The organism is Nocardia nova NBRC 15556, from assembly GCF_001613005.1.
GTDB lineage: Bacteria > Actinomycetota > Actinomycetes > Mycobacteriales > Mycobacteriaceae > Nocardia > Nocardia nova.
This window is the reverse complement of record NZ_BDBN01000096.1, coordinates 13,203-34,721: the sequence shown is the minus strand read 5'-3', so window position 1 is coordinate 34,721 and position 21,519 is coordinate 13,203. Positions and strand designations below refer to the sequence as shown.

General features: G+C 64.8%; 21 protein-coding genes and 1 pseudogene. 12 read left to right on the top strand and 10 right to left on the bottom strand.

Translation table 11 applies throughout. The features are described from left to right. From NN2_RS29955 to NN2_RS29920, 9 genes and pseudogenes are all read left to right on the top strand, one after another. Positions 1 to 1,356, top strand: a 1,356-nt coding sequence (locus tag NN2_RS29955; protein ID WP_063017973.1) for an Hsp70 family protein, incomplete at its 5' end; no start/stop codon positions are given. Positions 1,357 to 1,364: 8 nt separating this feature from the next. Beyond that, a complete protein-coding gene (locus NN2_RS29950) occupies positions 1,365 to 1,892 on the top strand; it encodes a nucleotide exchange factor GrpE (RefSeq protein ID WP_063017968.1) in 528 nt (175 codons plus the stop codon). A gap of 6 nt (positions 1,893 to 1,898) precedes the next feature. Then, on the top strand, positions 1,899 to 2,804 hold the full coding sequence (locus NN2_RS29945; RefSeq protein ID WP_063017965.1) for a DnaJ C-terminal domain-containing protein: 906 nt from the start codon (positions 1,899 to 1,901) through the stop codon (positions 2,802 to 2,804). Then, positions 2,801 to 3,129, top strand: a pseudogene (locus NN2_RS29940) (chaperone modulator CbpM). The gene NN2_RS29945 and the pseudogene NN2_RS29940 overlap by 4 nt, the downstream one beginning before the upstream one ends. Continuing rightward, the gene (gene clpB, locus NN2_RS29935) at positions 3,111 to 5,741 is read left to right on the top strand and encodes an ATP-dependent chaperone ClpB (RefSeq protein WP_063017961.1); all 2,631 of its coding nucleotides are present in this window, start codon (positions 3,111 to 3,113) and stop codon (positions 5,739 to 5,741) included. The pseudogene NN2_RS29940 and the gene clpB overlap by 19 nt, the downstream one beginning before the upstream one ends. Positions 5,742 to 5,755: 14 nt before the next feature. After that, positions 5,756 to 6,208: a thioredoxin gene (trxA, locus tag NN2_RS29930; RefSeq protein ID WP_063017959.1), complete on the top strand. Its 453-nt coding sequence runs from the start codon at positions 5,756 to 5,758 to the stop codon at positions 6,206 to 6,208. Next, complete coding sequence (locus NN2_RS36680; RefSeq protein WP_082857380.1) at positions 6,205 to 6,471, top strand: UBP-type zinc finger domain-containing protein; 267 nt, start codon at positions 6,205 to 6,207, stop codon at positions 6,469 to 6,471. The genes trxA and NN2_RS36680 overlap by 4 nt, the downstream gene beginning before the upstream one ends. Continuing rightward, positions 6,449 to 8,176, top strand: coding sequence for an FAD-dependent oxidoreductase (locus NN2_RS29925; RefSeq protein WP_063017957.1), 1,728 nt, complete (start codon positions 6,449 to 6,451; stop codon positions 8,174 to 8,176). Before NN2_RS36680 ends, NN2_RS29925 begins: the two co-directional genes overlap by 23 nt. A gap of 13 nt (positions 8,177 to 8,189) precedes the next feature. Beyond that, positions 8,190 to 8,630: a DUF1931 family protein gene (locus NN2_RS29920; RefSeq protein WP_174555033.1), complete on the top strand. Its 441-nt coding sequence runs from the start codon at positions 8,190 to 8,192 to the stop codon at positions 8,628 to 8,630. Between the two features lie 15 nt (positions 8,631 to 8,645). Here NN2_RS29920 and NN2_RS29915 read toward each other — a convergent pair whose 3' ends face one another. The 4 genes from NN2_RS29915 to NN2_RS29900 form a co-directional block, all read right to left on the bottom strand. Next, positions 8,646 to 9,677, bottom strand: coding sequence for a hypothetical protein (locus NN2_RS29915; protein ID WP_063017953.1), 1,032 nt, complete (start codon positions 9,675 to 9,677; stop codon positions 8,646 to 8,648). Between the two features lie 369 nt (positions 9,678 to 10,046). Continuing rightward, complete coding sequence (gene cyaB / locus NN2_RS29910; RefSeq protein ID WP_104406901.1) at positions 10,047 to 10,613, bottom strand: class IV adenylate cyclase; 567 nt, start codon at positions 10,611 to 10,613, stop codon at positions 10,047 to 10,049. Positions 10,614 to 10,621: 8 nt separating this feature from the next. Continuing rightward, positions 10,622 to 11,311 (bottom strand): hypothetical protein, encoded by a 690-nt coding sequence (locus tag NN2_RS29905; protein ID WP_063017949.1) that lies wholly within the window; start codon positions 11,309 to 11,311, stop codon positions 10,622 to 10,624. Beyond that, on the bottom strand, positions 11,308 to 11,562 hold the full coding sequence (locus NN2_RS29900; RefSeq protein WP_156511511.1) for a hypothetical protein: 255 nt from the start codon (positions 11,560 to 11,562) through the stop codon (positions 11,308 to 11,310). The genes NN2_RS29905 and NN2_RS29900 overlap by 4 nt, the downstream gene beginning before the upstream one ends. An 83-nt stretch (positions 11,563 to 11,645) precedes the next feature. Here NN2_RS29900 and NN2_RS29895 point away from each other — a divergent pair, with 83 nt between their 5' ends. After that, the gene (locus NN2_RS29895) at positions 11,646 to 11,987 is read left to right on the top strand and encodes a hypothetical protein (RefSeq protein WP_063017945.1); all 342 of its coding nucleotides are present in this window, start codon (positions 11,646 to 11,648) and stop codon (positions 11,985 to 11,987) included. Positions 11,988 to 12,700: 713 nt separating this feature from the next. On the opposite strand, the gene NN2_RS29890 is transcribed toward NN2_RS29895, so the two are convergent. Beyond that, positions 12,701 to 13,609, bottom strand: a complete 909-nt coding sequence (locus tag NN2_RS29890; RefSeq protein WP_063017943.1) for an acyl-CoA thioesterase — start codon at positions 13,607 to 13,609, stop codon at positions 12,701 to 12,703. Here NN2_RS29890 and NN2_RS29885 point away from each other — a divergent pair. After that, a complete protein-coding gene (locus NN2_RS29885) occupies positions 13,572 to 14,597 on the top strand; it encodes a PaaX family transcriptional regulator (protein ID WP_245658910.1) in 1,026 nt (341 codons plus the stop codon). The two genes, NN2_RS29890 and NN2_RS29885, sit on opposite strands and share 38 nt — an antisense overlap. A gap of 9 nt (positions 14,598 to 14,606) precedes the next feature. Here NN2_RS29885 and NN2_RS29880 read toward each other — a convergent pair whose 3' ends face one another. Genes NN2_RS29880 through NN2_RS29860 form a run of 5 tightly spaced genes read right to left on the bottom strand, consistent with a single transcriptional unit; the run spans position 14,607 to position 20,250 of the window. Further along, complete coding sequence (locus NN2_RS29880) at positions 14,607 to 15,149, bottom strand: VOC family protein (protein ID WP_063017939.1); 543 nt, start codon at positions 15,147 to 15,149, stop codon at positions 14,607 to 14,609. Then, entirely contained in the window at positions 15,146 to 16,384 is a 1,239-nt protein-coding gene (locus NN2_RS29875; RefSeq protein ID WP_063017937.1) for a dienelactone hydrolase family protein, read from the bottom strand. Before NN2_RS29875 ends, NN2_RS29880 begins: the two co-directional genes overlap by 4 nt. 33 nt (positions 16,385 to 16,417) lie before the next feature. Then, positions 16,418 to 18,169, bottom strand: a complete 1,752-nt coding sequence (locus tag NN2_RS29870; protein WP_063017935.1) for a flavin reductase — start codon at positions 18,167 to 18,169, stop codon at positions 16,418 to 16,420. A gap of 11 nt (positions 18,170 to 18,180) precedes the next feature. Continuing rightward, positions 18,181 to 19,410 carry a styrene monooxygenase/indole monooxygenase family protein gene (locus NN2_RS29865; RefSeq protein WP_063017933.1) on the bottom strand — a complete coding sequence of 410 codons (1,230 nt, stop codon included), beginning with the start codon at positions 19,408 to 19,410 and terminating at the stop codon, positions 18,181 to 18,183. A 27-nt stretch (positions 19,411 to 19,437) separates the two neighbouring features. Next, a complete protein-coding gene (locus tag NN2_RS29860) occupies positions 19,438 to 20,250 on the bottom strand; it encodes an SDR family oxidoreductase (RefSeq protein ID WP_063017931.1) in 813 nt (270 codons plus the stop codon). A gap of 213 nt (positions 20,251 to 20,463) precedes the next feature. On the opposite strand from NN2_RS29860, the gene NN2_RS29855 reads away from it, so the two are divergent. Further along, the gene (locus tag NN2_RS29855) at positions 20,464 to 21,498 is read left to right on the top strand and encodes an AraC family transcriptional regulator (protein ID WP_245658909.1); all 1,035 of its coding nucleotides are present in this window, start codon (positions 20,464 to 20,466) and stop codon (positions 21,496 to 21,498) included. Positions 21,499 to 21,519 lie beyond the last annotated feature (21 nt).

Below are 21,519 nucleotides of genomic sequence, written 5' to 3'. Positions count from 1 at the left end.
TACGGCATGGACAAGCAGACCCACGAGACCGTATTGGTCTTCGACCTCGGCGGCGGCACTTTCGATGTGAGCCTGCTCGACGTCGGCGACGGGGTGGTCGAGGTTCGTGCGACGGCGGGCGACTCCCATCTCGGTGGCGACGACTTCGACCGACGTCTGGTGGACTATCTCGCCGATGAATTCCAACGGGCGGAGAACATCGATCTGCGCAAGGATCCGCAGGCGTTACAGCGCCTCTTCGAGGCGGCGGAAAAGGCCAAGGTCGAGTTGTCCTCGGTGACACAGGCTCAGGTCAACCTGCCCTTCGTCACCGCTGACGCGAACGGTCCCAAGCATCTCACCACCACAGTCATGCGATCGAAGTTCGAGGATCTGACCGCGGATCTGGTGGAGCGCTGCCTCGGCCCGGTGAAGCAGGCGATGAGTGACGCCAAGGTCACCGCCAACGACATCGACGAGGTAATTCTGGTCGGCGGGTCGACACGTATTCCGGCGGTACAGGCGCTGGTTCGCCGGCTCACCGGCGGCAAGGACCCCAACATGAGCGTCAACCCGGACGAGGTCGTGGCGCTCGGCGCCGCGGTCCAGGCGGGCGTGCTCAAGGGCGAGGTCTCCGATGTGCTGTTGCTCGATGTCACCCCGCTGTCCCTCGGTGTCGAGACCCAGGGCGGGGTGATGACCAAGATCATCGAGCGCAACACGACGATCCCGGTCCGGCGCAGTGAAGTGTTCGCCACCGCGGAAGACAATCAGTCGGCAGTGGATGTCGTGGTTCTGCAGGGCGAACGCGAACGGGCGGCCGACAACCGGGTGCTCGGTCGGTTCCGGCTGGAAGACATCCGCCCCGCGCCTCGTGGCGAGGCCCAGGTCGAAGTCACGTTCGACATCGACGCCAACGGCATCCTCAACGTCACCGCTCGCGACAAGGACACCGGTAAGGAGCAGGGCATCACGATCAGCGAGCAGGGCAACCTGGACCAGAGTGAGGTCGAGCGGATGCTCGCGGAGGCCGAACGCAACCGGGCCGAGGACGAGGCGCTGCGCAAGGCGGTCGATGCTCGCAACGCGCTCGATTCGGTTGCCTATCAAGTGGAACGGCGACTGGCCGAACTCGGCGACAGTGCCCCTCCGCACGAGAAGGCGCGTGCCGAGATGCTGATCGCCGACGCCCGGAAAGCCGTGCAAGACAATGCTTCCCCCGCGGAGGTGGAGCCACTCACCTCGGAGCTGCAGCAGCTGCTCTACGGGCTCGCGTCGGCTCAGACCGGCGGCGGCGACGGACAGCAGGCAGGCGGCGGAGGTGCGTCGTCGTCGGATGACGACGACGTGATCGACGCCGAATTCGATCGAAGCTGAGGCACACGATGGAAAGGTCTGCAGATCATTCGACGAATGAGTCGGCGACCGAGTCGGCCACCGACGAGGATCGGGCCGAGACGGCTCCTGACCGCACCGACACGGGAGCCGAGCTGGCTCAACTCGAGGACCGCTGGCGCAGGGCCTTGGCGGATCTGGACAACCTGCGCAAGCGGTTTGCCAAGGATCTGGAGCGTGCACGGGCCGCGGAGGTGGCGAGGGTTTCCGCCGCGTGGCTCCCGGTGCTGGACAATTTGGAGCTCGCGCTGGCCCATGCGGGCAGCGATCCCCAGGCCGTCGTCGAGGGCGTGAAGGCGATCCGGGACCAGGCGGTACAAGTGCTGGCGCAGTTCGGCTTCGAGCGCCACGATGAGGTCGGTGTGCCGTTCTCCCCGGAGCTCCACGAAGTGGTCAGCGTGGTGGCCCAACCCGACCTTCCCTCCGGGACCGTGATCGAGGTCGTGCGCCCCGGCTATGGGGAGGACGGCCGGCAGTTGCGTCCCGCCTCCGTGGTTGTCAGCCGGCCCGAGGGGTGAGCAGCGATGGCGCGTGACTACTACGAAGTGCTCGGTGTCCCGCGGGGTGCCGGCACCGACGAAATCCAGCAGGCCTACCGCAAGCTGGCGCGCAAGTATCACCCCGACGTGAACAAGGACCCCACCGCGGAGGACAAGTTCAAGGAGGCCAACGAGGCCTATTCGGTGTTGTCCGATCCGGACACCCGGAAACGCTACGACCGATTCGGTGACGACTTCCGGCGTGTCCCCGAGGATTACGACGAACGGGTCCGGGCGAGCGCCGGCGGGTACGGCGGCACAGGCAGAAGGGTGCGCTTCGGTCAGGGTTTCGGCGGCGAGGGCGCCGTCGGTTTCGAGGACCTCTTCGGTCAGATGTTCGGCGGCGCCGGCGGGTACGGACCGATTCCCGGCGCCGATCAGGAAGCGGAACTGGAACTGACCCTGGAAGAGGCGTATCGGGGCGGCAAACGCAGTCTCAGATTGGACGGACGGCAGTACGACGTCGACATCCCCGCCGGTGTCCTGGACGGCCAGAGAATCCGGCTGGCCGGGCAAGGCGGCCGGAGCAACGGTGACGCACCGCCCGGGGATCTGTACCTCGTGGTGCGGATCAAACCGCATCCCCGATTCCGGGTACAGGGCCGCGACATCTACGTCGACCTGCCCGTATCGCCATGGGAGGCAGTGCTCGGGTCGACCGTTGTCGTTCCCACCCCGGGCGGCGAGGCGAAGGTCAAAGTGGCACCGGGCTCCTCGACGGGCCGGAAGTTGCGCCTGCGCGGAGAAGGAATGCCCAATCCGCGTGGCGCCAAGGGCAATCTCTACGCCGAAATCAAGGTGATGGTGCCGTCGAAACCGACAGCGCGCGAACGCGAACTGTTCGAACAGCTGGCCGCCGAATCGAACTTCGATCCGAGGAAAAAGACATGAGCACACCGACCCCGGTCACCCGGTACGTATTGGTTTGCCGTCCCGGATTGTCGCCGGAAGCCTTCGCCGAACGTACCGGGCTGCACCCGGATCTGGCACGAAGGCTGGTGGCTCTCGGCCTGCTCGATGCCCACCGCGACGCCGCCGGCGAGATGTCGTTCGAACCATCCGAAGTGGCCACCGCGGCCCGCATCCAACGGCTGCGGACCGGCCTGGGCCTGAACTACTCGGCGATCGGGCTTGTGCTCGATCTGCTGGATCGAATCGAGAAACTCGAAGCAGCTTCCCGCGCAAGGAGGACACCCCATGGACACCGGCAGCCTGACTGAAAGGTCACGAGAAGCCCTGCAGGAAGCCCAGAACATCGCGACCAGAATGGGGCACACCGAGGTCGACGGAGAGCACCTGCTGCTCGCGTTGGTCGATCAGCCGGAAGGGCTGGTACCCCGACTGCTCGAGCAGACCGGTGCGGACGTCGATACCCTGCGATCCGATCTGCAAGGTGAACTGTCGCGTAGGCCGAAGGTCAGCGGCCCCGGCGCGACGCCCGGTCAGGTGATGATCACCCAGCGCTTGGCCAAGCTGCTCGACGCCGCGGAACGGGAGGCGAAGCGCCTCAAGGATTCCTATGTGTCGGTGGAGCATCTCGTGATGGCCCTCTCCGAGGAGGGGTCGGCCAGTGCGGCGGGACGGGTCCTCGCGCGTCATGGGGTCACACGGGAGGCCTTCCTCACCGCCTTGACCACAGTGCGCGGGAATCAGCGCGTCACCTCGGCCACCCCGGAGGGGGCGTATGAGGCTCTGGAGAAGTACGGACGCGATCTCGTCTCCGAGGGCCGGGCAGGAAAACTCGATCCGGTCATCGGACGAGATGCCGAAATCCGCAGGGTGACCCAGATTTTGAGCCGGAAGACGAAGAACAATCCGGTGCTGATCGGCGACCCCGGCGTCGGTAAGACCGCGATCGTGGAGGGCCTCGCCCAGCGGATCGTCCGCGGCGACGTGCCCGAGGGCCTGCGCGACAAGACGATCTTCTCGCTCGACATGGGTTCCCTGGTGGCCGGCGCGAAATACCGCGGCGAGTTCGAGGAGCGACTGCAGGCGGTGCTGTCGGAGGTGAAAGCCGCCGAGGGGCGCATCCTGTTGTTCGTCGACGAGTTACATACCGTGGTGGGGGCCGGATCGGGCGGCGAAGGATCTCTCGACGCCGGCAACATGCTCAAGCCGATGCTCGCCCGCGGCGAGCTGCACATGATCGGCGCCACCACTCTCGAGGAATATCGCAAACACATCGAATCCGATGCGGCACTGGAACGTCGATTCCAGACCGTTCTCGTCGACGAGCCCAGCATCGAGGACGCGATCTCGATTCTGCGCGGACTTCGGGAACGCCTCGAAGTGTTTCACGGCGTGAAGATTCAGGACGGCGCCCTGGTTGCCGCCGTAACCCTCTCGCACCGGTACATCACCGACCGCTTCCTTCCGGACAAGGCGATCGATCTGGTCGATGAGGCATGCGCTCGGCTACGCACCGAAATCGACTCGATGCCCGCCGAACTCGACGAGCTCACCCGGAAAGTCACCCGGCTGGAGATCGAAGAGGCCGCGCTGTCCAAGGAAACGGACGCGGCCAGCAAGGCGCGCCTCGACGAGCTCCGTAAGGAGCTGGCCGACCTGCGGGCCGAGGCCGACGCCCGGCACGCTCAATGGGAGGCGGAGCGGCAGGCGATCCGGCGGGTGCAGGAGCTGCGGGGAGAGCTGGAACGGTTGCGCCATGAGGCCGAAGAGGCGGAGCGCAACTACGACCTCAATCGTGCTGCCGAGTTGCGATACGGCGAGATCACCGAGCTGGAACGCAGGCTCACGGCGGCGGAGGAGCAACTGACCGCCCGGCAGGGCCGCAATCCGTTGCTCCGGGAGGTGGTCACCGAAGACGAGATCGCGGAGATCGTGGCCGCGTGGACGGGTATCCCGGTTGCCCGGCTGCAGGAAGGCGAGCGCGAGAAGCTGTTGAAGCTCGACGAGATTCTGCACGAGAGGGTCGTCGGTCAGGAGGAGGCGGTGCAACTGGTCGCAGACGCGGTGATCCGGGCGAGGTCCGGTATCCGTGATCCGCGCCGGCCGATCGGTTCGTTCATCTTCCTGGGCCCGACCGGCGTGGGCAAGACCGAGCTCGCGAAGACACTGGCCAGTGCCCTCTTCGACAGCGAAGACAACATGGTGCGCCTGGACATGAGCGAGTATCAGGAGCGGCACACGGTGAGCAGGCTCATCGGTGCACCCCCTGGATATGTCGGGTACGACGAGGGCGGCCAGCTCACCGAGGCGGTGCGCCGCAAGCCGTACTCCGTCGTGCTCTTCGACGAGATCGAGAAGGCCCACGCCGACGTCTTCAATACCCTGCTGCAGGTGCTCGATGACGGCCGGATCACCGATTCTCAAGGGCGGCAGGTCGATTTCCGGAACACGGTGATCATCATGACCTCCAACATCGGATCCCAGTATCTCCTCGGGGGAGTCACAGCCGACGGCGAGATCACACCGGATGCCCGGGAGCGGGTGCTGGCGGAGCTGCGCGGCCACTTCCGCCCCGAGTTCCTCAACCGTGTCGACGACATCGTTTTGTTCACCCCGCTCACGCTGCCCCAGATCGAGCACATCGTGGAGCTACAACTCACCGATCTTCGAAACAGGTTGTCGGAGCGGCAGATACACCTGGATATCACGCCGGAAGCGCGCCGGCTCATCGCCGAACACGGTTTCGACCCGGTCTACGGTGCGCGGCCGCTGCGGCGGTACATCGCCCACGAAGTCGAAACCAGGATCGGCCGTGCGCTGTTGCGCGGCGAGATCGAACCGGGGGGCACCATCCGTGTCACGGTGGCCGGCGGCGAGCTCGCCGTCGCGTATGCCGAACCTGCCGTCGCGGCGGCCTGAGAAGAGGTGTCGTCATGAGAACCGAGAAGGTGAAGTGCCCGAACTGCGGCAAGGTCAACAAGGTAGCGGCGGCAGGGCAAGGAAAACCGCGCTGCGGCAACTGCCATGAGCCGCTGCCCTGGATCGCCTCGGCAGGAGACGACGACTTCGCGGAGGTCGCCGAGAGATCCTCGGTCCCTGTGCTCGTCGACCTCTGGGCGACGTGGTGTGGCCCGTGCCGCATGGTCAGTCCGGCGCTCGAGCAGCTCGCCAGGGAACGCGCGGGTCGAATGAAGCTGGTGAAGGTCGACGTGGATGCTGCGCCCAGGACGGCCGAACGCTTCACCGTCCGCGCGGTGCCGACTCTGCTGGTGATGGACCGGGGCGAGGTGCTGGCTCGTCAGGCGGGCGCCGCGCCGGTACCACAACTGCGCACATGGCTCGATCAAGCGCTCTCGGCACATGCGAGCAAGGAGGCGACGCCATGACTTCTGTCCCTGTCGACCCACACGTGACCGCGATCCGGCCCGTCGCACCCCGGACTCCGCAGGGCTGCGAGGAATGTCTTCGCCTCGGCACCCCCTGGGTACATCTGAGGCTGTGTCTGACGTGCGGACATGTCGGTTGCTGCGATTCGTCGCCGGGCAAGCATGCGAGCGCGCACGCTCACACTGTCGGCCATCCGATCGTCCAGTCGATGGAGCCGGGTGAAGATTGGCGCTGGTGTTATGTCGACCAGAACTTCGTCTGAGGACCCCGCTCCCGTGCGCGACATTCCGCCTGTCGACGCCGAGACACCGGACGAGCTGGGAGCCTACCCGCGCCTGACCGACGACCAGGTCGCGACGCTCGAGGTCGGTGGCACGCGCCGATCGGTTGACGCCGGTCAGGTGCTGGTCCGAGAGGGCGAGCCCAGCAACGACTTCTTCGTCATCCTCTCGGGCAAGGTGGCGATCATCGACGAGGGCGACGGAGACGGCGAACGCCGGATACTGCGCGTGCACGGTCCCGGCCGATTTCTGGGCGAGCTCGGGTTGCTGGAAGGCCAGGTGGCGTTCTTCACCGCCGAGACGATCGAGGACGGCGAGATACTCGTCGTCCCGGCGGAGCGGGTGCGCGAGCTGGTTTCCCACGATCCCGTGCTCAGCGATCTGATCCTGCGCGCCTATCTGGTGCGGCGGCATCTGCTGATCGGGCTCGGTTCGGGCTTCCGGATCATCGGCTCCTGTTATTCACCGGACACGTTGCGGCTTCGGGAGTTCGCCATGCGAAACCGATTGCCCCACAGGTGGATCGATCTGGAGCGCGACGATCGGGCGGAGCAGCTGCTGCGCAGCCTGGATGTCTCCCCCGAGGACACTCCCGTGGTGATCTGGCACGGCGAGAAGGTGCTGCGTAATCCGACGAATGCGGAACTCGCCCGCATCGTCGGGCTTCCGGTCCCGGATGCGGCCCGGGATGCCGCCCAGCACGTGTGCGACCTCGTCGTGGTGGGTGCGGGACCGGCCGGTCTGGCCGCGTCCGTGTACGGCGCTTCGGACGGGTTGAACACGGTGACACTTGAGTCGTTCGCCGCAGGTGGCCAGGCGAGCACCTCCTCCCGGATCGAGAACTACCTGGGCTTCCCGGCGGGGATCTCCGGGGCCGAATTGGCGGAGCGGGCCGTGATCCAGGCCGGCAAGTTCGGCGCCCGCATCCTGGTGTCGGCGGAGGTCGCCGGTTTGGGGTCCGAGGACGGGCTCAACGTGCTCCGGCTGGCGGACGGCGGCACGGTTCGCGGCCGGGCCGTCGTGCTCGCCACCGGGGCGCGATATCGCAAGTTGTCGGTTCCGGGAATCGAGGTCCTGGAGGGGACCAGCGTGTACTACGCCGCAACCCATCAGGAAGCGCGGATGTGCGGCACCGACCCGGTGGCCATCGTCGGCGGCGGAAACTCCGCCGGGCAGGCCACCGTCTTTCTCGCGGACCGTGTTTCCCACGTGGACCTGCTCATCCGCGGCGGTGACCTCGGAAAGAGTATGTCCCGCTACCTCGTCGACCAGATCGAGCGCCATCCGCGCGTGACCGTTCACCGCAATACCGAGATTCGCGAGGTCCACGGTGAGAAGTACCTCGACGAGATCGTGGTCGAGAACAATCACACCGGCGCACACGACACCCTTCGGGTGCGCGCCCTATTCGTCTTCATCGGGGCGGTGCCGCACACCGGGTGGCTGGCCGACACGGTCGCACTCGACGACCACGGCTTCGTCCTTACGGGCATGGACGCGGTCCGCGCCCGTGCGGACGGCAACCAGTGGATCGGCGACCGGCCGTCGAGAACGCTCGAAACGAGCCTGCCCGGCCTTTTCGCTGCCGGCGACGTCCGCAGCGACTCCGTGAAACGGGTCGCCTCCGCCGTCGGTGAGGGAGCGATGGCGGTTCGCCAAATCCATGAATACTTCGACAGGAGCTGACGACATGCCAGTGATGGGTACCGTGAAATTCCAGCAACTCTTCCGAGCAGCGGCCGGCCTGCAAGTCGACCGGAACGACCTCAAACGCTATACGGATTTCATCGACGACAAGATCTACGATCTGATCCTCATCGGCAAGGCCTCGGCCAAGGCGAACCTGAGGGACGTGATCGAACCGTGGGACTTGCCGATCACCAAGGGGCTGCAGGAGAGCATCCACCGGTTCGAAAAACTCGATCAGGAAATCGAATTACAGGCTCTGCTCGATCAACTGACGGCCCGGCCGCCGTTGGACATGGCCCTCTCCGAGGCGACCGAGCAGCGACTGCCGCTGATCGCCGGAGGGTTGAGCGTGGCGCTGGCGCAGACATTCGTCACGATCGAGCCGGACCGTAAGAACCCCGGTACCGCCGAATGGAACGTCGCCTTCGACATCTTCCATCTCCTGCTCTGACCACACCACCCGTTGTCAGTCCGTGTGGTCGAATCGCCGGCGTTGGCGAACCCCGTAGGCCGCCGCCTTCACGGCCTTGTCGTCCTCCATACCCGAACCCAGCGCACCGCCCAGGGTGGCCACGGCGGCGACCAGCCAGGCCATCAGCAGCAGCGTCGCCAATCCCGCGGGGTGGCCGGTGTTTTCGCGGACCATCTGTGGCGGGATCGTCCACCAGGCGGTCAGCATCAGCAGGATGAACAGCGCGGCGTGGAAGACGACGACGCCGATCGTGAGGGTGATGACGGTCGATGCGTTGTACAGCGCCGCGCGCTCTCGTTCGCTCCTCGAGTGCGGGCGTTCCCAGAGATTGTGTTCGATGATGAGCCAGGCGATCAGCGCCGCGCTCGCCAGGGCCGTTGCCGCGCTCAATCGCCATGGGCCCATCGTGGCCGACAGGCGCCACATCGTCCCATAGGCGAGGCTGACAGCCCCGGTGGCGAAGGCCGCCATCATCACCTTCGACATGCCGGTCACCAATCGCCATGGTCGATTGGCGTAGACCATGCCCGCGAGCAGCCGCAGGCGGGACAGGACCGACGGGGCGAGATAGTGGACGACATCGCCGTCCTGCACCCGATTCAACCGCTCGACCGGAGCTTGCTGGTGCCTCGACCGGCTCGTCATCTCGGCCACGACGGCTCGCGCCAAGTCCCGCACCCGGCGCTGAATGAACGCACCACCCAGACCGGGGATTGAGATCACTGCGAACCGGTCCGGCACACTGATGTCGGCCAATACCGGCGTCGTACCCTGCCGCCGGGGCAGATCGGTGAGGTAGATGACGACGTCCTCGGTCTGGCCACCCGGGTCGATGGCGTCGACGACCTCCGAGAACTCGGTGTGCTCATCGATCGGGTAGGCATGACAACGCACCGACACATCCCGAGGGCCGGGTGCGGCCCCGTCGGTCCGCTCATTCGAGAGCGAGTCGGACAGATGCTCGGCGATCGCCGCCGGCGCTCCGGGATCGGCGATCAGCAGTATTGACGACTGTTCCCCTGCCATAGGCCCGGCCTACCCTCGCCCCGGGCGGCCAAACGCTTCCGGTTTCCACGCGCACGCGAAACCTTCACGGCAACGGCTCGCCATCGAGGCGTAGGCCGCGCAGAGGGCTTCAGACAACGACAATCACGGGGCCTATCCATTCATGTTGCAGCGCAAAACAACTCGCGGCGGCCGACCGGCGGATCACAAAGTTTGCGCGACGGGAACCGCGGATGCAGATGTGCTTTCGGTTCTTCGATCAGCAGCAGAGTCGGGTCAGCCTCCCGTGCGGTCTCAACTCGGCAAGGACTGTCGCAATATGGAGGGCATTCGCATAACCCAGTCCAGGGCTCGAGGGGATTGGCGTGCCCGCGCCGGGGACGGTTGCGATCAGTCGGCGGCGGCCATGACCAGATCGCGATAGGGCAGGTTGACGATGGGGTGGTCGGCTATGGCGAGTTGGGTTTCGACTTGTTCGAGGTGTCTGGTTGCGGCGTCGGTGTCGGTGGCGGTGACTTCTGTTTCGACGAAGGTTCCGGCGTGTGTGACGGCGTCGATGCTGACGATTGTGTGGTCGTGTTCGGGGTGTTGGTATGTCGTGCGGGTCTTTTCGACGCGGGCGAGTTCGATCATGCCGATTGCGGTGAGGAGTTCGCTGGCGGCTGCCGCTTGGCCGGGGCCGCTGAGTGTAACGTTGGTTTCGCGTTTGGCGATCACATCGGCGTCGCTGTGGGTCGCGGCATCAGATGGCGGCTTGTAGGTCATTTCCGCGAAGCCTTCTCGATGCCGGATGCGAAGGCACTCAACCGTTTTCATGTAGTCGACGTCGGGTCGGTTGTAGTAGGTGTCTACTTCGATCAGGTGCCCGGTCTCGCGGTAGCCCAGTTCGGTAAGGCGCTGGCGAAGAGCGCTTGCGTCGGGAAGTTCGCGTTTGCGTTCGACCTCGATCAGGTGCATGGGTGACATCATCCTCTCGTGTGAATGGCGGTGTGGACGCGGGCGAGACTGGGTTTGGAGCAGTGCTGCCGGATCGTGGTGAGCGCCTCGTGGAGTGCCTCGGAGTCGGTGACGGGGATGTTCTGGAACAACACCATTTGTTTGGCGTCGCTGAGGGGGTTGGCCAGGTTCTTGGTCAGGAATCGGTTGTAGTAACGGCGGTCTCGAACGAAGATGTCCTCCGGTCGCACGGGCATCAGGACAGACGGAGCGGCGGCGTCGGTCTCGGCGGAATAGACCGCGAACGCGGTCAGGAGTTCGTCGGCGGTCAGGTAGGCGTAGGTTTCGCGGCCTTCACGTTTGAGCCAGCTTCTCCAGATCGGCGCACAGTCGGTGTCGCCTCGTTCGACGGCAGTGAGGAACAGATTCAGCGCGACGTCGGTAATGGTGTCGAAAATGTCGCCGTCGATGACCTTGTGATCGCCATAGGTTTCGCTGACGGCCTGGATACTGGCGCGGTCGCCGGCGGACATCCGCGCGCTGTCGGTCAAGGTGAAATGGACGCGCTTGTGTCCGGTGCGGAAGTCGATCCAGTCCCCGGAGAGCTGGCCATCGAGCACGGGGGTGAAACCGAGGATGCCGGAACGCCATACGTGGTCGCGCAGGGTGATGTAGTGGCGCTGGGTCTCGCGGAACAGTCCGATCGGGGCGTGGATCACTGCGCAGTCGGTTCCTGCGCCAGCAGTTCGTCGGATAGGCGCCGCAGCACGCTATGCGCGTCGGCGTGGCGACCGTTCGAAGATGTGTCGAAGATGCCGAACTCGGTGTTGGTGATGCGGTACGCATACCAGGTGGCAGTCTGCGGGTCGCGGGCGACGGCGGCGAGCGCTTCGCCCAAGATGGCGGAAACCTCGTCTTGCCTTCCTTCTCGAGCGACCAGATAAATCAACGTTCCGGTATTTAGTGCCATTCGGCGGGATCTCCTCACTGTCAACGCAGGCTTCGCCTGCTGCCCCTGCATCGCCGCCAGAATGACAGCTCACTAAACCGTCAATGGTGGAGGAATGCGGCTTTGCATGTACGTGGTCTTCGGGGAGCTGTGGACGCCGAGCGCATCGCCTGGCGGATCGCTCGGTCAATTGGTGGTGGAGCGCGTTCGGCAAATCGTGGCGCGGCAAGAACGGCAAACCCGGGCGACCCGTCCACGATGACCTGGTACAGCGAAATATCACCGCTCACGAACCGAATCGTTTGTGGATCAGCGATATCACCGACCATCGCACCTATAAGGAAAGCCGTCTTTTGTGTGCAGTTGAAGATATCTTCTCCAACCGGATCATCGGCTACTACATCGATTCGCGGATAAAGTCCCGACTGGCGGTGACCGCGCGGTGAACAATGCCGTCCACCCGGCGCAGTGATGTGGCGGGTGGCGTTCTGCATACCGACCGCGGATCTCAATTTTGCTCAGAGGGATTCGTGTGCGCGCTCAATCGTCACCTGGATCGCACGCACCTACCACCCGTCGGCGCCGACAAGCACGGCTCGGCCGATCGACCCTGATCGAATTCGACACCATCATGACCTCGGCAGCGCGACAGCCTGCCTAACCGCTGTCACGCGGTCCTGCAGCGGCCCCTCTTGGCGTTTCCGCCACTGGATCGCGAAATAGTTGCTCACATGGCAAAGGAGGTAGGCGGCCCACGTCGCAGAGTGGACTGATCACCAACTCAATCGCTTCCCGGCGCTTCTGTTCCCATTCCGAGCAGAAGGTAATTGCCGCTTCATGTGAGGCGCGGAAGTCGAGAACCATGCCACCGAGCCAGATCCGAAGTTGCACATCGCCTTCGCCGCGAGCGCACACTGTTGAGTACATCGAAAGCTACCTCATCGGCGCCGATCTGGTGATGTCGTTTTCCGCAATGGCCGCTGCGGCCGTCGTCACCGCGGCGCGTTCGTCTCGGGTGCCGAGCCGAGAGCCGACGGGGGAGTCGTGGCGCCGGCCCGCAGTGGCCAGCCGGTGCACCGGTGGCGTCACCGATGCCCCGGGCGGCACCGGTGACGGTGGTGACCGGGAGAACACATGGACCGTCGGACGCTGCTCCCGTTCACGACATCAGGCGGATCATGCCCTCTTGAACTACGGTGGCCAGATGCCGGTGGTCGCGGGTGAAGAATCGACCCGATCCGAGACCGCGACCGGATTCGACCGAGACCGCCTCCTGGACGTAGAGCAGCCAGCCATCGACCGGCCCTGGACGGTGAAACCACATCGCGTGGTCGAGGCTGGCGGTGACCAGCTTCGGGTCTGCCCAGGGCAAACCGAGCACGCGCAGCACCGACTCGAGGATCGTGTAGTCGCACACGTATGCGAGCGCAGCCTGGTCCCGCTGTTGGTCGGACAGGCCTTCCACAGGTCGAAGTGGGTCGAACGGCTTCACCCACACCGCCTGATGCGGCACCCGATCGCCCTCGACGGTGAGATATACCGGACCGGGGACATGGCGCATATCGAAGCTACGGCCGTGCGACCAATAAGCCTTCGACTCCGGCGTCATCGAGCCGCCGACGCGGTCGGCCAAATAGGCCGCGGAACTGGGCAGGTCCTCCGGATCGAGTAGCCCGGCGGGAAATTCGGCCTGATGCGTGCCGCTGGTTTCGCCCGCGGCGAAGTTGGCCAGGCAGACGTAGATCGGCTTGCCGTTCTGGTATCCGCGCACCTGTCTTGTGCTGTAACCCCGGCCATCACGCAACACCTCCACCTCGTACCGCACGTCCGCGCCGATATCCGCAGGTCGCAGAAAGTAGCTGTGCATCGAGTGCACCGACTTGCCGTCGGTGACCGACCGCATCGCAGCGGCTGCGGCTTGGGCAACCAGATCCCCGCCGTAGGCCTTGGGCCACGGACAGCGCTGGGTCGTCGCGGTGAACGCGAGGTCGAAGTGCAGCGGCTCCACCGGACTCAGGGTGACGGCGTCGGTGAAGATCGCGGATGTTTCCAAGGCGACAGTCTCCATATGTCCTATTCTTCACGGCCGTAAAAAAATGTCAATAGCGAGAGCATCTGCTCGATCTATCGGCGAACCGGACTCGTTGGGGCATGCCGCGTTTTCATCGGGCGGCACGTATGTGACATATTCTGCAATCATGACGGCGGAGCTGGAATCATCCCGAGGGTCGAGCGGCAGTCGGGACACTCGCCTTGCCCAACTGATCATCACCATTTTCGGGCTCTGCGCCCGCGCCGAAGGCAACTGGCTGTCGGTCGCCTCGGTAGTCGCGCTGATGGCGGATCTCGGTGCCGATGGGCAGGCGGTGCGATCCTCGATATCCCGGTTGAAACGCCGCGGCGTGCTCAATAGCGAGCGTCATGCCGGGGTGGCCGGGTACTCGTTGTCGGGCCCGACACTGGAGGTTCTGGCCGAAGGCGATGTTCGTATCTACCACCACACCCGAGCTACCGAGGACGACGGCTGGGTCGTCGTCGTCTTCTCCGTCCCCGAATCCGAGCGCGACAAGCGCCACGCACTGCGTTCGATCCTGACCCGCCTGGGCTTCGGCACCGCCGCGCCGGGAGTCTGGATCGCGCCGGGGACCTTGGCGGAACACACACGCCGGACGCTGGACCGCCGCGGACTGTCCACCTACGTCGACATGTTCACCGGCGGTCATTTCGCGTTCGGTGATCTGCGTACGAAGATCCGAAGCTGGTGGGACCTGGACGAACTCACCGCGCAATATGCGGATTTCCTGCAGACTTATCGCCCGGTCCTGTACCGGGCGACAGCCGAGGAGATGACCGCGTCGGAAGGCTTCCAGACCTACGTACCCATGCTCACCGAGTGGCGGCGGCTGCCGTACCGGGATCCTGGGATCCCCTTGTCGCTGTTGCCGCCCGCGTGGTTCGGAGAGACCGCCGGCGCGCTGTTCGACGAATTGAACGGCCTGCTCAATCCGCTCGCTAACAAGCACGCGCTTGCCGTGATCCACGGCAAGCGCTCATAGCTCCGCAAACTATCCGGGAACGACCCATTGCTCCTTCCATGGCGGGGTCGGTTCGTATTCGACGAGCTCGAGCTGCCCTTTCCAAGGGAGGGCGAAATACTGCACTCGAGTCCCAGCGGTCCGGCCCTCGGATATCGTGATCGGCGCCTGCATGACCTCCCGCCCCAAGTCCCGCCTCGGCTGCGCGGCCGAACTGATGTTGACCTCAGATGCCAGGGTGTGGCCGCCCACATCGCTGTTGTGTGGCGGAACGCGTTGGCTGTCGGCGGGGTTGTCGTATTGGAACAGCTCGAACAATCGTCCGCCCGGCATTTGCAGCATCACCAGTTTCAACACCGCGCCCGGCCCAGGCACGTGTGTAGACGTGCAGCCGAAGCGGTCCGCGGCAGCGGGCAGTTGGGCTGCGTCGAACGGACTCAACCGATACAGCTCCCGGGCCTGGAACAGCTCTGTGAAGAAGGCGACCCAGGCCTCGAGATCCGGGACGGTGATGCCGAAATGACCAAGCGTTGAACGCCAGCGGTCCGGTCGGGTTTCGTCAGCCGTGCTCATCGGATCGGCTTGCCTTCGCTGGTGGCCCAGTTGACCATCAACTCGTTCGACGGCTGAGTTTTGTCGAGCAGCTTCCTCGCTGTTTCGATACCTGCGACTGGTAGGTCGGCAGGGTCGAGCAACCCGATCTGCACAAGCACGCTGGCTTGGTCCCAGTAGATGTGCTCGTTGTAGAGCTTGTCACCACGGAATGTCACGACCGCGACCAGCGGCACCTCGACGTAACGGCCCGTCGGCGCGATTCCCGGTAGCATCCAGTCGATCTCGCGATCGTGTGTGAAGCAGAACAGTTCCTCCTCGACGATGCGGTCGGCGCCGATCGTCCGGGAGATCGGAATGGACCTGGTGTCCGCGGGATTGCTGTGCACGAAGTGATGTGCGTAGAAGCGGGAAAGGTCTTGTTGGCCTACGCCTCCGGTCATCGTGGGTATGTGGTTGACGTACGGCTCGTCGACCATCGTCGCCATCGTCGAGGGAACGTCACGTGCCTCGAATTCGTAGTAGATGTGACCGTCCCACAGCGCTGACAGGTCGTACCGTGGGCCGATCGTCTGCCGGATCACCTCCAGCGTGCGCGAATACGCCATACCGGCACTGAGGGGTTCGTAGGTGTCGCGACCGTGGGTTCCGAAAGCGTGGTCGACCCCTGGGTAGTCGTAGATACGCACCTTGTCGTTGCCGGCGAACGCTGCGCGAATGGTTCGACGGGCGGGCGCCGGGCACCAGTGGTCAAGCTCGGCCAGGTGGAACACCATCGGAATCGACAGCTCGCCGGCCTGTTCGAGGTGCTCATGCACACCGACACCGTAATAGCTGACCGCACACTGGATGGGCAGACGCAGCGCGGCGAGGTAGGCGAGTAGCCCGCCGAGGCAGTATCCGATCGCACCGACGCCCCCGGCGTGGTTGTCCAGCCCGCGCAGTCTCTCAACCGTGTCGCCGATGTCCTCGATGGCGGAATCGAGGTCGAGTTCATCGCGCAACTGCAGGCCGCGGGTGAATCCCGTTTCGTCGTAGCCGAGTTCGACCCCGTGTTCGGAGCGCCAGAACAGATCCGGAACGAGGACGACGTAACCTTCCTCGGCGTACCGATCGGCCATATCCCGCATGTAGTCGTTGACCCCGAAGATCTCCTGCAACAGGACCAAACCGGGAGCGGAACCGCGTGCGGGTTCGGCCAGGTACGCGGAAAACTTCTCGCCAGACTTCTTCTCTATGTCTATGTATCTACCCACGCTTCATTTCCTTCTGCGCATATCTCCGTTGTTTCACCGGCTACTGGGGCCGGCGAAGTCCGGATGTTCGGTCGCGATGCGGTAACCGCCGGAATGGAATACCAGCGGAGCCCCCTCGGAGGTGTCGAAATGTTCGACCTCACCGATGAAGATGATGTGGTCACCGGCCTCCACCCGGTTCACAGTCCGGCATTGGAAGTACGCAATGCTGCGGTCCAGCAACGGGACTCCAGCGATTCCGTCGTGGTAGGCCACGCCTGCGAACTTGTCGGCGGCGGGTGTCGCGAACTGGCGTGACAACTCGTGCTGATCGGAGGCCAGGACGTTCACCGCAAAATGACTGGCGGCCATGAGATCCGGCATACTCGGCGCCTTTTTCGCCGGGCACCAGGCCACTAGCGGCGGATCCAGCGACACCGAGGTGAACGAGTTTGCGGTGACGCCGACCTTTCGGCCGTCGGGGGCGCGCGTCGTCACCACGGTGACGCCGGTGGCGTACTGGCCGAAAGCATTACGCAGGGCCCGCGGATCGACCCCATGGTCGGTAGATCGGACCGCGTCGAGCACGCGCTCGGCGTCCGTGCGGTCGAACCACCAATCATGCGCGGTGCTGGGGTCGTCGAATGCGGTCCCGAACAGAGCCGCGACCGATGGTTCGTCCGCAGCCGCGCCCAGCAGGTCGAGCACATGTTCTGGGACCCCGTCCACAACCCGATTGGTCCAGGCCACTGACCATCGGCCCCAGCTGCGCCAGTAGGATTCGAAGGTAGTGCGCATCCACTCGGTGTCGAATGGTTCGGTGCCGCGCTGGAGAATGGAATCCAGGTAGATGCCTGCCGCGTGGACGGCGTTGTTCGCGCCCTGCGCGGTGATCGGATCGTTGAGCACCACTGCGTCGCCCAGCCCGAGGACCGGGTGACCGGATTGAGTGAACGTCACCGGGCGACGGACGCCGGGTGTCACACGCCCGCGTAGTACGCCGCCGTCATCGGTCAGCTCTATGTGGCGGGCGCGAGCCGCAACCTTCGGAAACACCTCATCGAGGATCTTCCGGCACCGCTGTAGGTGCTCCTGCGGTGAGTACACGTCGTCGAAGCAATCCATGGGGCCTTCGGGAACGCCTTCGAAGACCAGAATCGAACATGGACCGGTCGTGGTGAGCGCGGGCAGAGTGATCACCTCACCCACCCCGGGTGCGATCGATATCGTCAGCTCCGCACCGGTCTCGTCCGGCTCCAGACCGCGCACGTACGCGACAGCCAGCGCCCGCTTCGGCCGGTCGAACGGGGAGCGAACCCGGTCACGGACGAACATTCGCCCCAAGTCACCGGTCCCGGTGGCAACGATCGTCAGATCCTGCTCTGCGGCGATGCCGTCCAGTCCTTCCGGTGTCACATCTTCCACGGCGAACGAACCGCCCTCGGCCACGAAGGCATCGATCAACGCGGCACAGCTCACCCGATAATCGACCGACTGCGCCGGATTCTCGAGCGCCGAAACCACCGTCCCTGTCCCCTCGACAGTCAACGCGAGCCGTGCGATGTCGGGTGCGTCGGCCGGTTCGAGGTCACTGATCCGTTCGAGGACGCGACGGGCCGATCCGAACAGGCATTGGCTCGACAACACCGCGCCGGCGCGGATTTCCGCAGCGGTGCGGTCGCTTATCAGCGTTACCGCACAACCCTGTCGTCTCAGGCCCAGGGCCAGTAGAGCGCCGGCTTGTCCCGCGCCGATGATCGCGACCCGGCGCGGTCGCGGCCGCTGCCCGATCCCTCCTGTGCCCATCGTTCGCTCGCTCACGCGACCGGAGCAAGATTGTCGAGGTACAACCGCGCCGAGTCCGGGTCCATGAACCAGTGGAAGAAGTCACGAGGGTCGTCGAATCCGTTCGCGAAACGGCGCGCGATCCGCGCGCTTGCGCCGGCTGCGCCGAGCAGCTGCAGTACGTGTTCCGGCGGCGGCACGAGCAGCGCGTTGGTCCACGTCGCGACGTATTGGGCGTAGTCCCAATACTGTTCGAACGTTTCTTGCATGAATTGCTGGTCGAACGGCCGGTCGCCGTGTTCGAGAATGCTGGACAGATACGAGGCAGCGCATTTGCTGGCGTTGTTCGAACCCTGCCCGGTGATGGGGTCGTTGAGCACCACCACGTCGGCCAGACCCAACACGGTCGCACCCGACGGGAGCACACCGATCGGGTGGCGGACGGTCGGGGGGAACCGGCCGGCCAGCACACCAAGATCGTCGGTGAGTTCGATGTCGCGGCAGCGCTGCGCTTCCCACGGCAGATAGGTATCGACGATTCGCTTGGCGGTTTCGAGGTGCTGCTGCGGATCGGTGACGCCCGCGAAGCAATCCATCGGACCGCCGGGCACCCCTTCCATAACCATGATCTCGCAGGGGCCGGTGATGGTCAGCGCCGGGAAAGCGAAGTATTCACCGATTCCGGGAATCATGTTGAACGACACTGCCGAATACGGCTCGCGCGGGACCATCCCGGTCACGTAGGTCAGTGCGAGCGCGCGCTGGGGAGTGCTGAAGGTGGATCGGACCGCGTCGCGCTCGAACATCTTCGCGATGTCCCCTTTACCCGCCGCGATCAAGACCAGATCGGACGAGCGGGCGTACTGCTCCAGGTCTTCGATGGTGGCGTCGTGAATGTCGAGTCGGCCACCGCGCTCGGCGAATTCCGCCATCCATCGGGGCATCTTGACGCGCTGATCCACCGACTGCGCCGGTAGGTCCAGCCGCGAGGCCCAGGAGATCGCCTTGCCGCCCTCACCGTCGGGCACAGTGAAGCCGATGCCTTCGACATCGGGGCATTCGGCGGACCAGAAGTCCAGCCCGACCGCACGTTCACGGGCGAGGGCACTGCCGAACATGCACTGACTCGACGTGACCCGGCCGCTATAGATCTGCTCGGGCGTGCGATTGGAGACGATCCGGACGTCGTAGCCGGCATCCAGCAATCCGATGCCGAGCTGGAGTCCGGCCTGGCCGGCGCCCACGATGGTGATGCTGCGCATGGGAATTCCTTTCGAATTCGACGTGGTCTAGTGGGCTGCAGCGGCGTCTGCAGCGGCGAGCTGGGGTATCGCGGGTGCGGTCTGCTCCGGGCCGAGTGCGGAGTAGCCGCCGTCCACCGCCCAGTCGGCTCCGGTGACGAACGAGGCGGCATCGGAGGCGAGGAAGGCGATGACCCGCCCGACCTCGTTCGGCTCGCCCACACGGCCGAGCAGATGGAAGGGTGCGGCGACCGCGTCGGTGTGGCTGCGGTTGCCGCCGGAGAGCTCGTCCATGATCTTCGACCAGGTCCACCCCGGGCTGACGGAGTTGACCCGAATACCGTCCGGCGCGTAGTCCAGGGCCATATTGCGGGTGACCTGGGCAATGGCGGCTTTGCTGGCCGGGTAGACCCAGCGCCCGGTCTGCGCCACCTTGGCCGAGATCGAGCTCAGATTGACGATCGAACCACCGCAGCGCGCCAGATGCGGGTGTGCAGTGGCGGCGAACACGACCGCGCTGACCAGATTGACGTCCAGTGTGCGCAGCCAGGTCGCCCGATCGGTGTGCGCACCCTCGTCGCCGTACGAGCAGGCCAGGTTCACCAGGACATCCAGCGAGCTGTAGCGCTCGACCGTAGCGTTGACGCAGCGCAGGATGGAATCGTCGTTGGTGATGTCGGTGTGGAGGAAGCTCACGCCGTCGAAACTCGCCGCTAACTCGGCGCCACCAGCATCGTCGATGTCCGCGATTACAACACGGGCGCCGGCGGCGACGAGCTCACCGACGACACCGGCGCCGAAAAGGGTAGCGCCACCGGTAACGATCGCCGTTCTGCCGGCAAGCGAGGTGTTAACTGGCATCGGTGCCTCCGAACTACACTGAGTGATGTGAGGCCAGTCACGGTAGGCAGCCGCTACGGTGTCAGCTATCCCGCAAGCGCGGACGCTATCCGCGCTGTGCGATGCGTAGATTTTTGACATGTCCGACGCGGCCATGGAACAAAGTGTTAACGCGAAATCGTGACGATAGTTAGAATGACGCTATCTGTCGTTAGCTCAACTCGGAGGCCAGGGTTGGAGAAGTCGAACCGACCGCTGGGTGGTCACCGCCTTGCCGAATCCGGCGATCCCGACGTCGTCCGCGCGACCGTCGGCACCGAGCTCTGCGACCACCGCCTGTCACCACTGGACAGGGAGCTGCCGCTCAATGCACATTTCCACGGACTCCGGTGGGCCGAGGCGGGCTTGTACTACCTCGAGTACGGCACCGACGTACGCATCGAGCCACGCGACCTCGAAGACTTCTATCTCGTGCAGGTTCCTTTGGAGGGGCACGCCAGGATCACGATGGGGGCCAACACGTTCGATTCCACGCCGGATATCGCCTCGGTACTCGAGCCGGGCGGCCGGGTGTCGATGGCGTGGCAGGGCGCCAACCGTCAACTGCTGCTGCGGCTGGACCGGACAGCGGTACATGAAGTCCTGCGCAAGAAACTCGGCCGCGAGCCAACTGCCCCGATCGTGTTCGAACCGCGCATGGACCTCTCGGCCCCGGCGAACCGCACCTGGCGGGGGCTGTTGTCATTGTTCGTCGACGCCATCGACATCGCCGCCGACCCGTCGTCCATCCCCGTCCGCGAGTTTCAAGGGTTGCTGATCAGTCAGCTCATCCTCGGCCAAGCGAACAACTACCGGGGCGAACTCGACCGGAGTCCGGAACCGGTTGTCACACGGCCGATCGCGCGGGCAGTCGAACTTATCGAGGCGCACGCCCACGAGCCGCTGACAGTCGACGATATCGCCGAGGCCGTCGGGATCGACACCCGCACATTGCAAGAGGGATTCCGACGACACTACGACACCACACCGATGGCCTATTTGCGCGATGTACGCCTGCGTCGGGTACGAACCGATCTGCTCCAGGCCGACCCGACTGCCACCACCGTCACCGACGTCGCCATCCGGTGGGGATTCCTGCACGCGGGTCGATTCTCGGTGCTGTATCGCCGCGTGTTCGGCGAATCCCCCTCTCAGACCCTGCGATTGGCAAGCGACGAGTCGACCCGTAAACACCTGACCGGCGTGCAAGCTCAGCACAGCTATCGCTGACCGTCGACGGCGACGAAGCTC

Coding starts and splice junctions, on each gene's coding strand:
- clpB (WP_063017961.1), top strand. CDS start 3,111: ATGGACACCGGCAGCCTGACTGAAAGGTCACGAGAAGCCCTGCAGGAA.
- NN2_RS29900 (WP_156511511.1), bottom strand. CDS start 11,562: ATGGCACTAAATACCGGAACGTTGATTTATCTGGTCGCTCGAGAAGGA.
- NN2_RS29945 (WP_063017965.1), top strand. CDS start 1,899: ATGGCGCGTGACTACTACGAAGTGCTCGGTGTCCCGCGGGGTGCCGGC.
- NN2_RS29890 (WP_063017943.1), bottom strand. CDS start 13,609: ATGGAGACTGTCGCCTTGGAAACATCCGCGATCTTCACCGACGCCGTC.
- NN2_RS29925 (WP_063017957.1), top strand. CDS start 6,449: ATGTCGACCAGAACTTCGTCTGAGGACCCCGCTCCCGTGCGCGACATT.
- cyaB (WP_104406901.1), bottom strand. CDS start 10,613: ATGCACCTGATCGAGGTCGAACGCAAACGCGAACTTCCCGACGCAAGC.
- NN2_RS29895 (WP_063017945.1), top strand. CDS start 11,646: ATGGTGGAGGAATGCGGCTTTGCATGTACGTGGTCTTCGGGGAGCTGT.
- NN2_RS29860 (WP_063017931.1), bottom strand. CDS start 20,250: ATGCCAGTTAACACCTCGCTTGCCGGCAGAACGGCGATCGTTACCGGT.
- NN2_RS29870 (WP_063017935.1), bottom strand. CDS start 18,169: ATGGGCACAGGAGGGATCGGGCAGCGGCCGCGACCGCGCCGGGTCGCG.
- NN2_RS36680 (WP_082857380.1), top strand. CDS start 6,205: ATGACTTCTGTCCCTGTCGACCCACACGTGACCGCGATCCGGCCCGTC.
- NN2_RS29950 (WP_063017968.1), top strand. CDS start 1,365: ATGGAAAGGTCTGCAGATCATTCGACGAATGAGTCGGCGACCGAGTCG.
- NN2_RS29880 (WP_063017939.1), bottom strand. CDS start 15,149: ATGAGCACGGCTGACGAAACCCGACCGGACCGCTGGCGTTCAACGCTT.
- NN2_RS29920 (WP_174555033.1), top strand. CDS start 8,190: ATGGGTACCGTGAAATTCCAGCAACTCTTCCGAGCAGCGGCCGGCCTG.
- NN2_RS29915 (WP_063017953.1), bottom strand. CDS start 9,677: ATGGCAGGGGAACAGTCGTCAATACTGCTGATCGCCGATCCCGGAGCG.
- NN2_RS29865 (WP_063017933.1), bottom strand. CDS start 19,410: ATGCGCAGCATCACCATCGTGGGCGCCGGCCAGGCCGGACTCCAGCTC.
- trxA (WP_063017959.1), top strand. CDS start 5,756: ATGAGAACCGAGAAGGTGAAGTGCCCGAACTGCGGCAAGGTCAACAAG.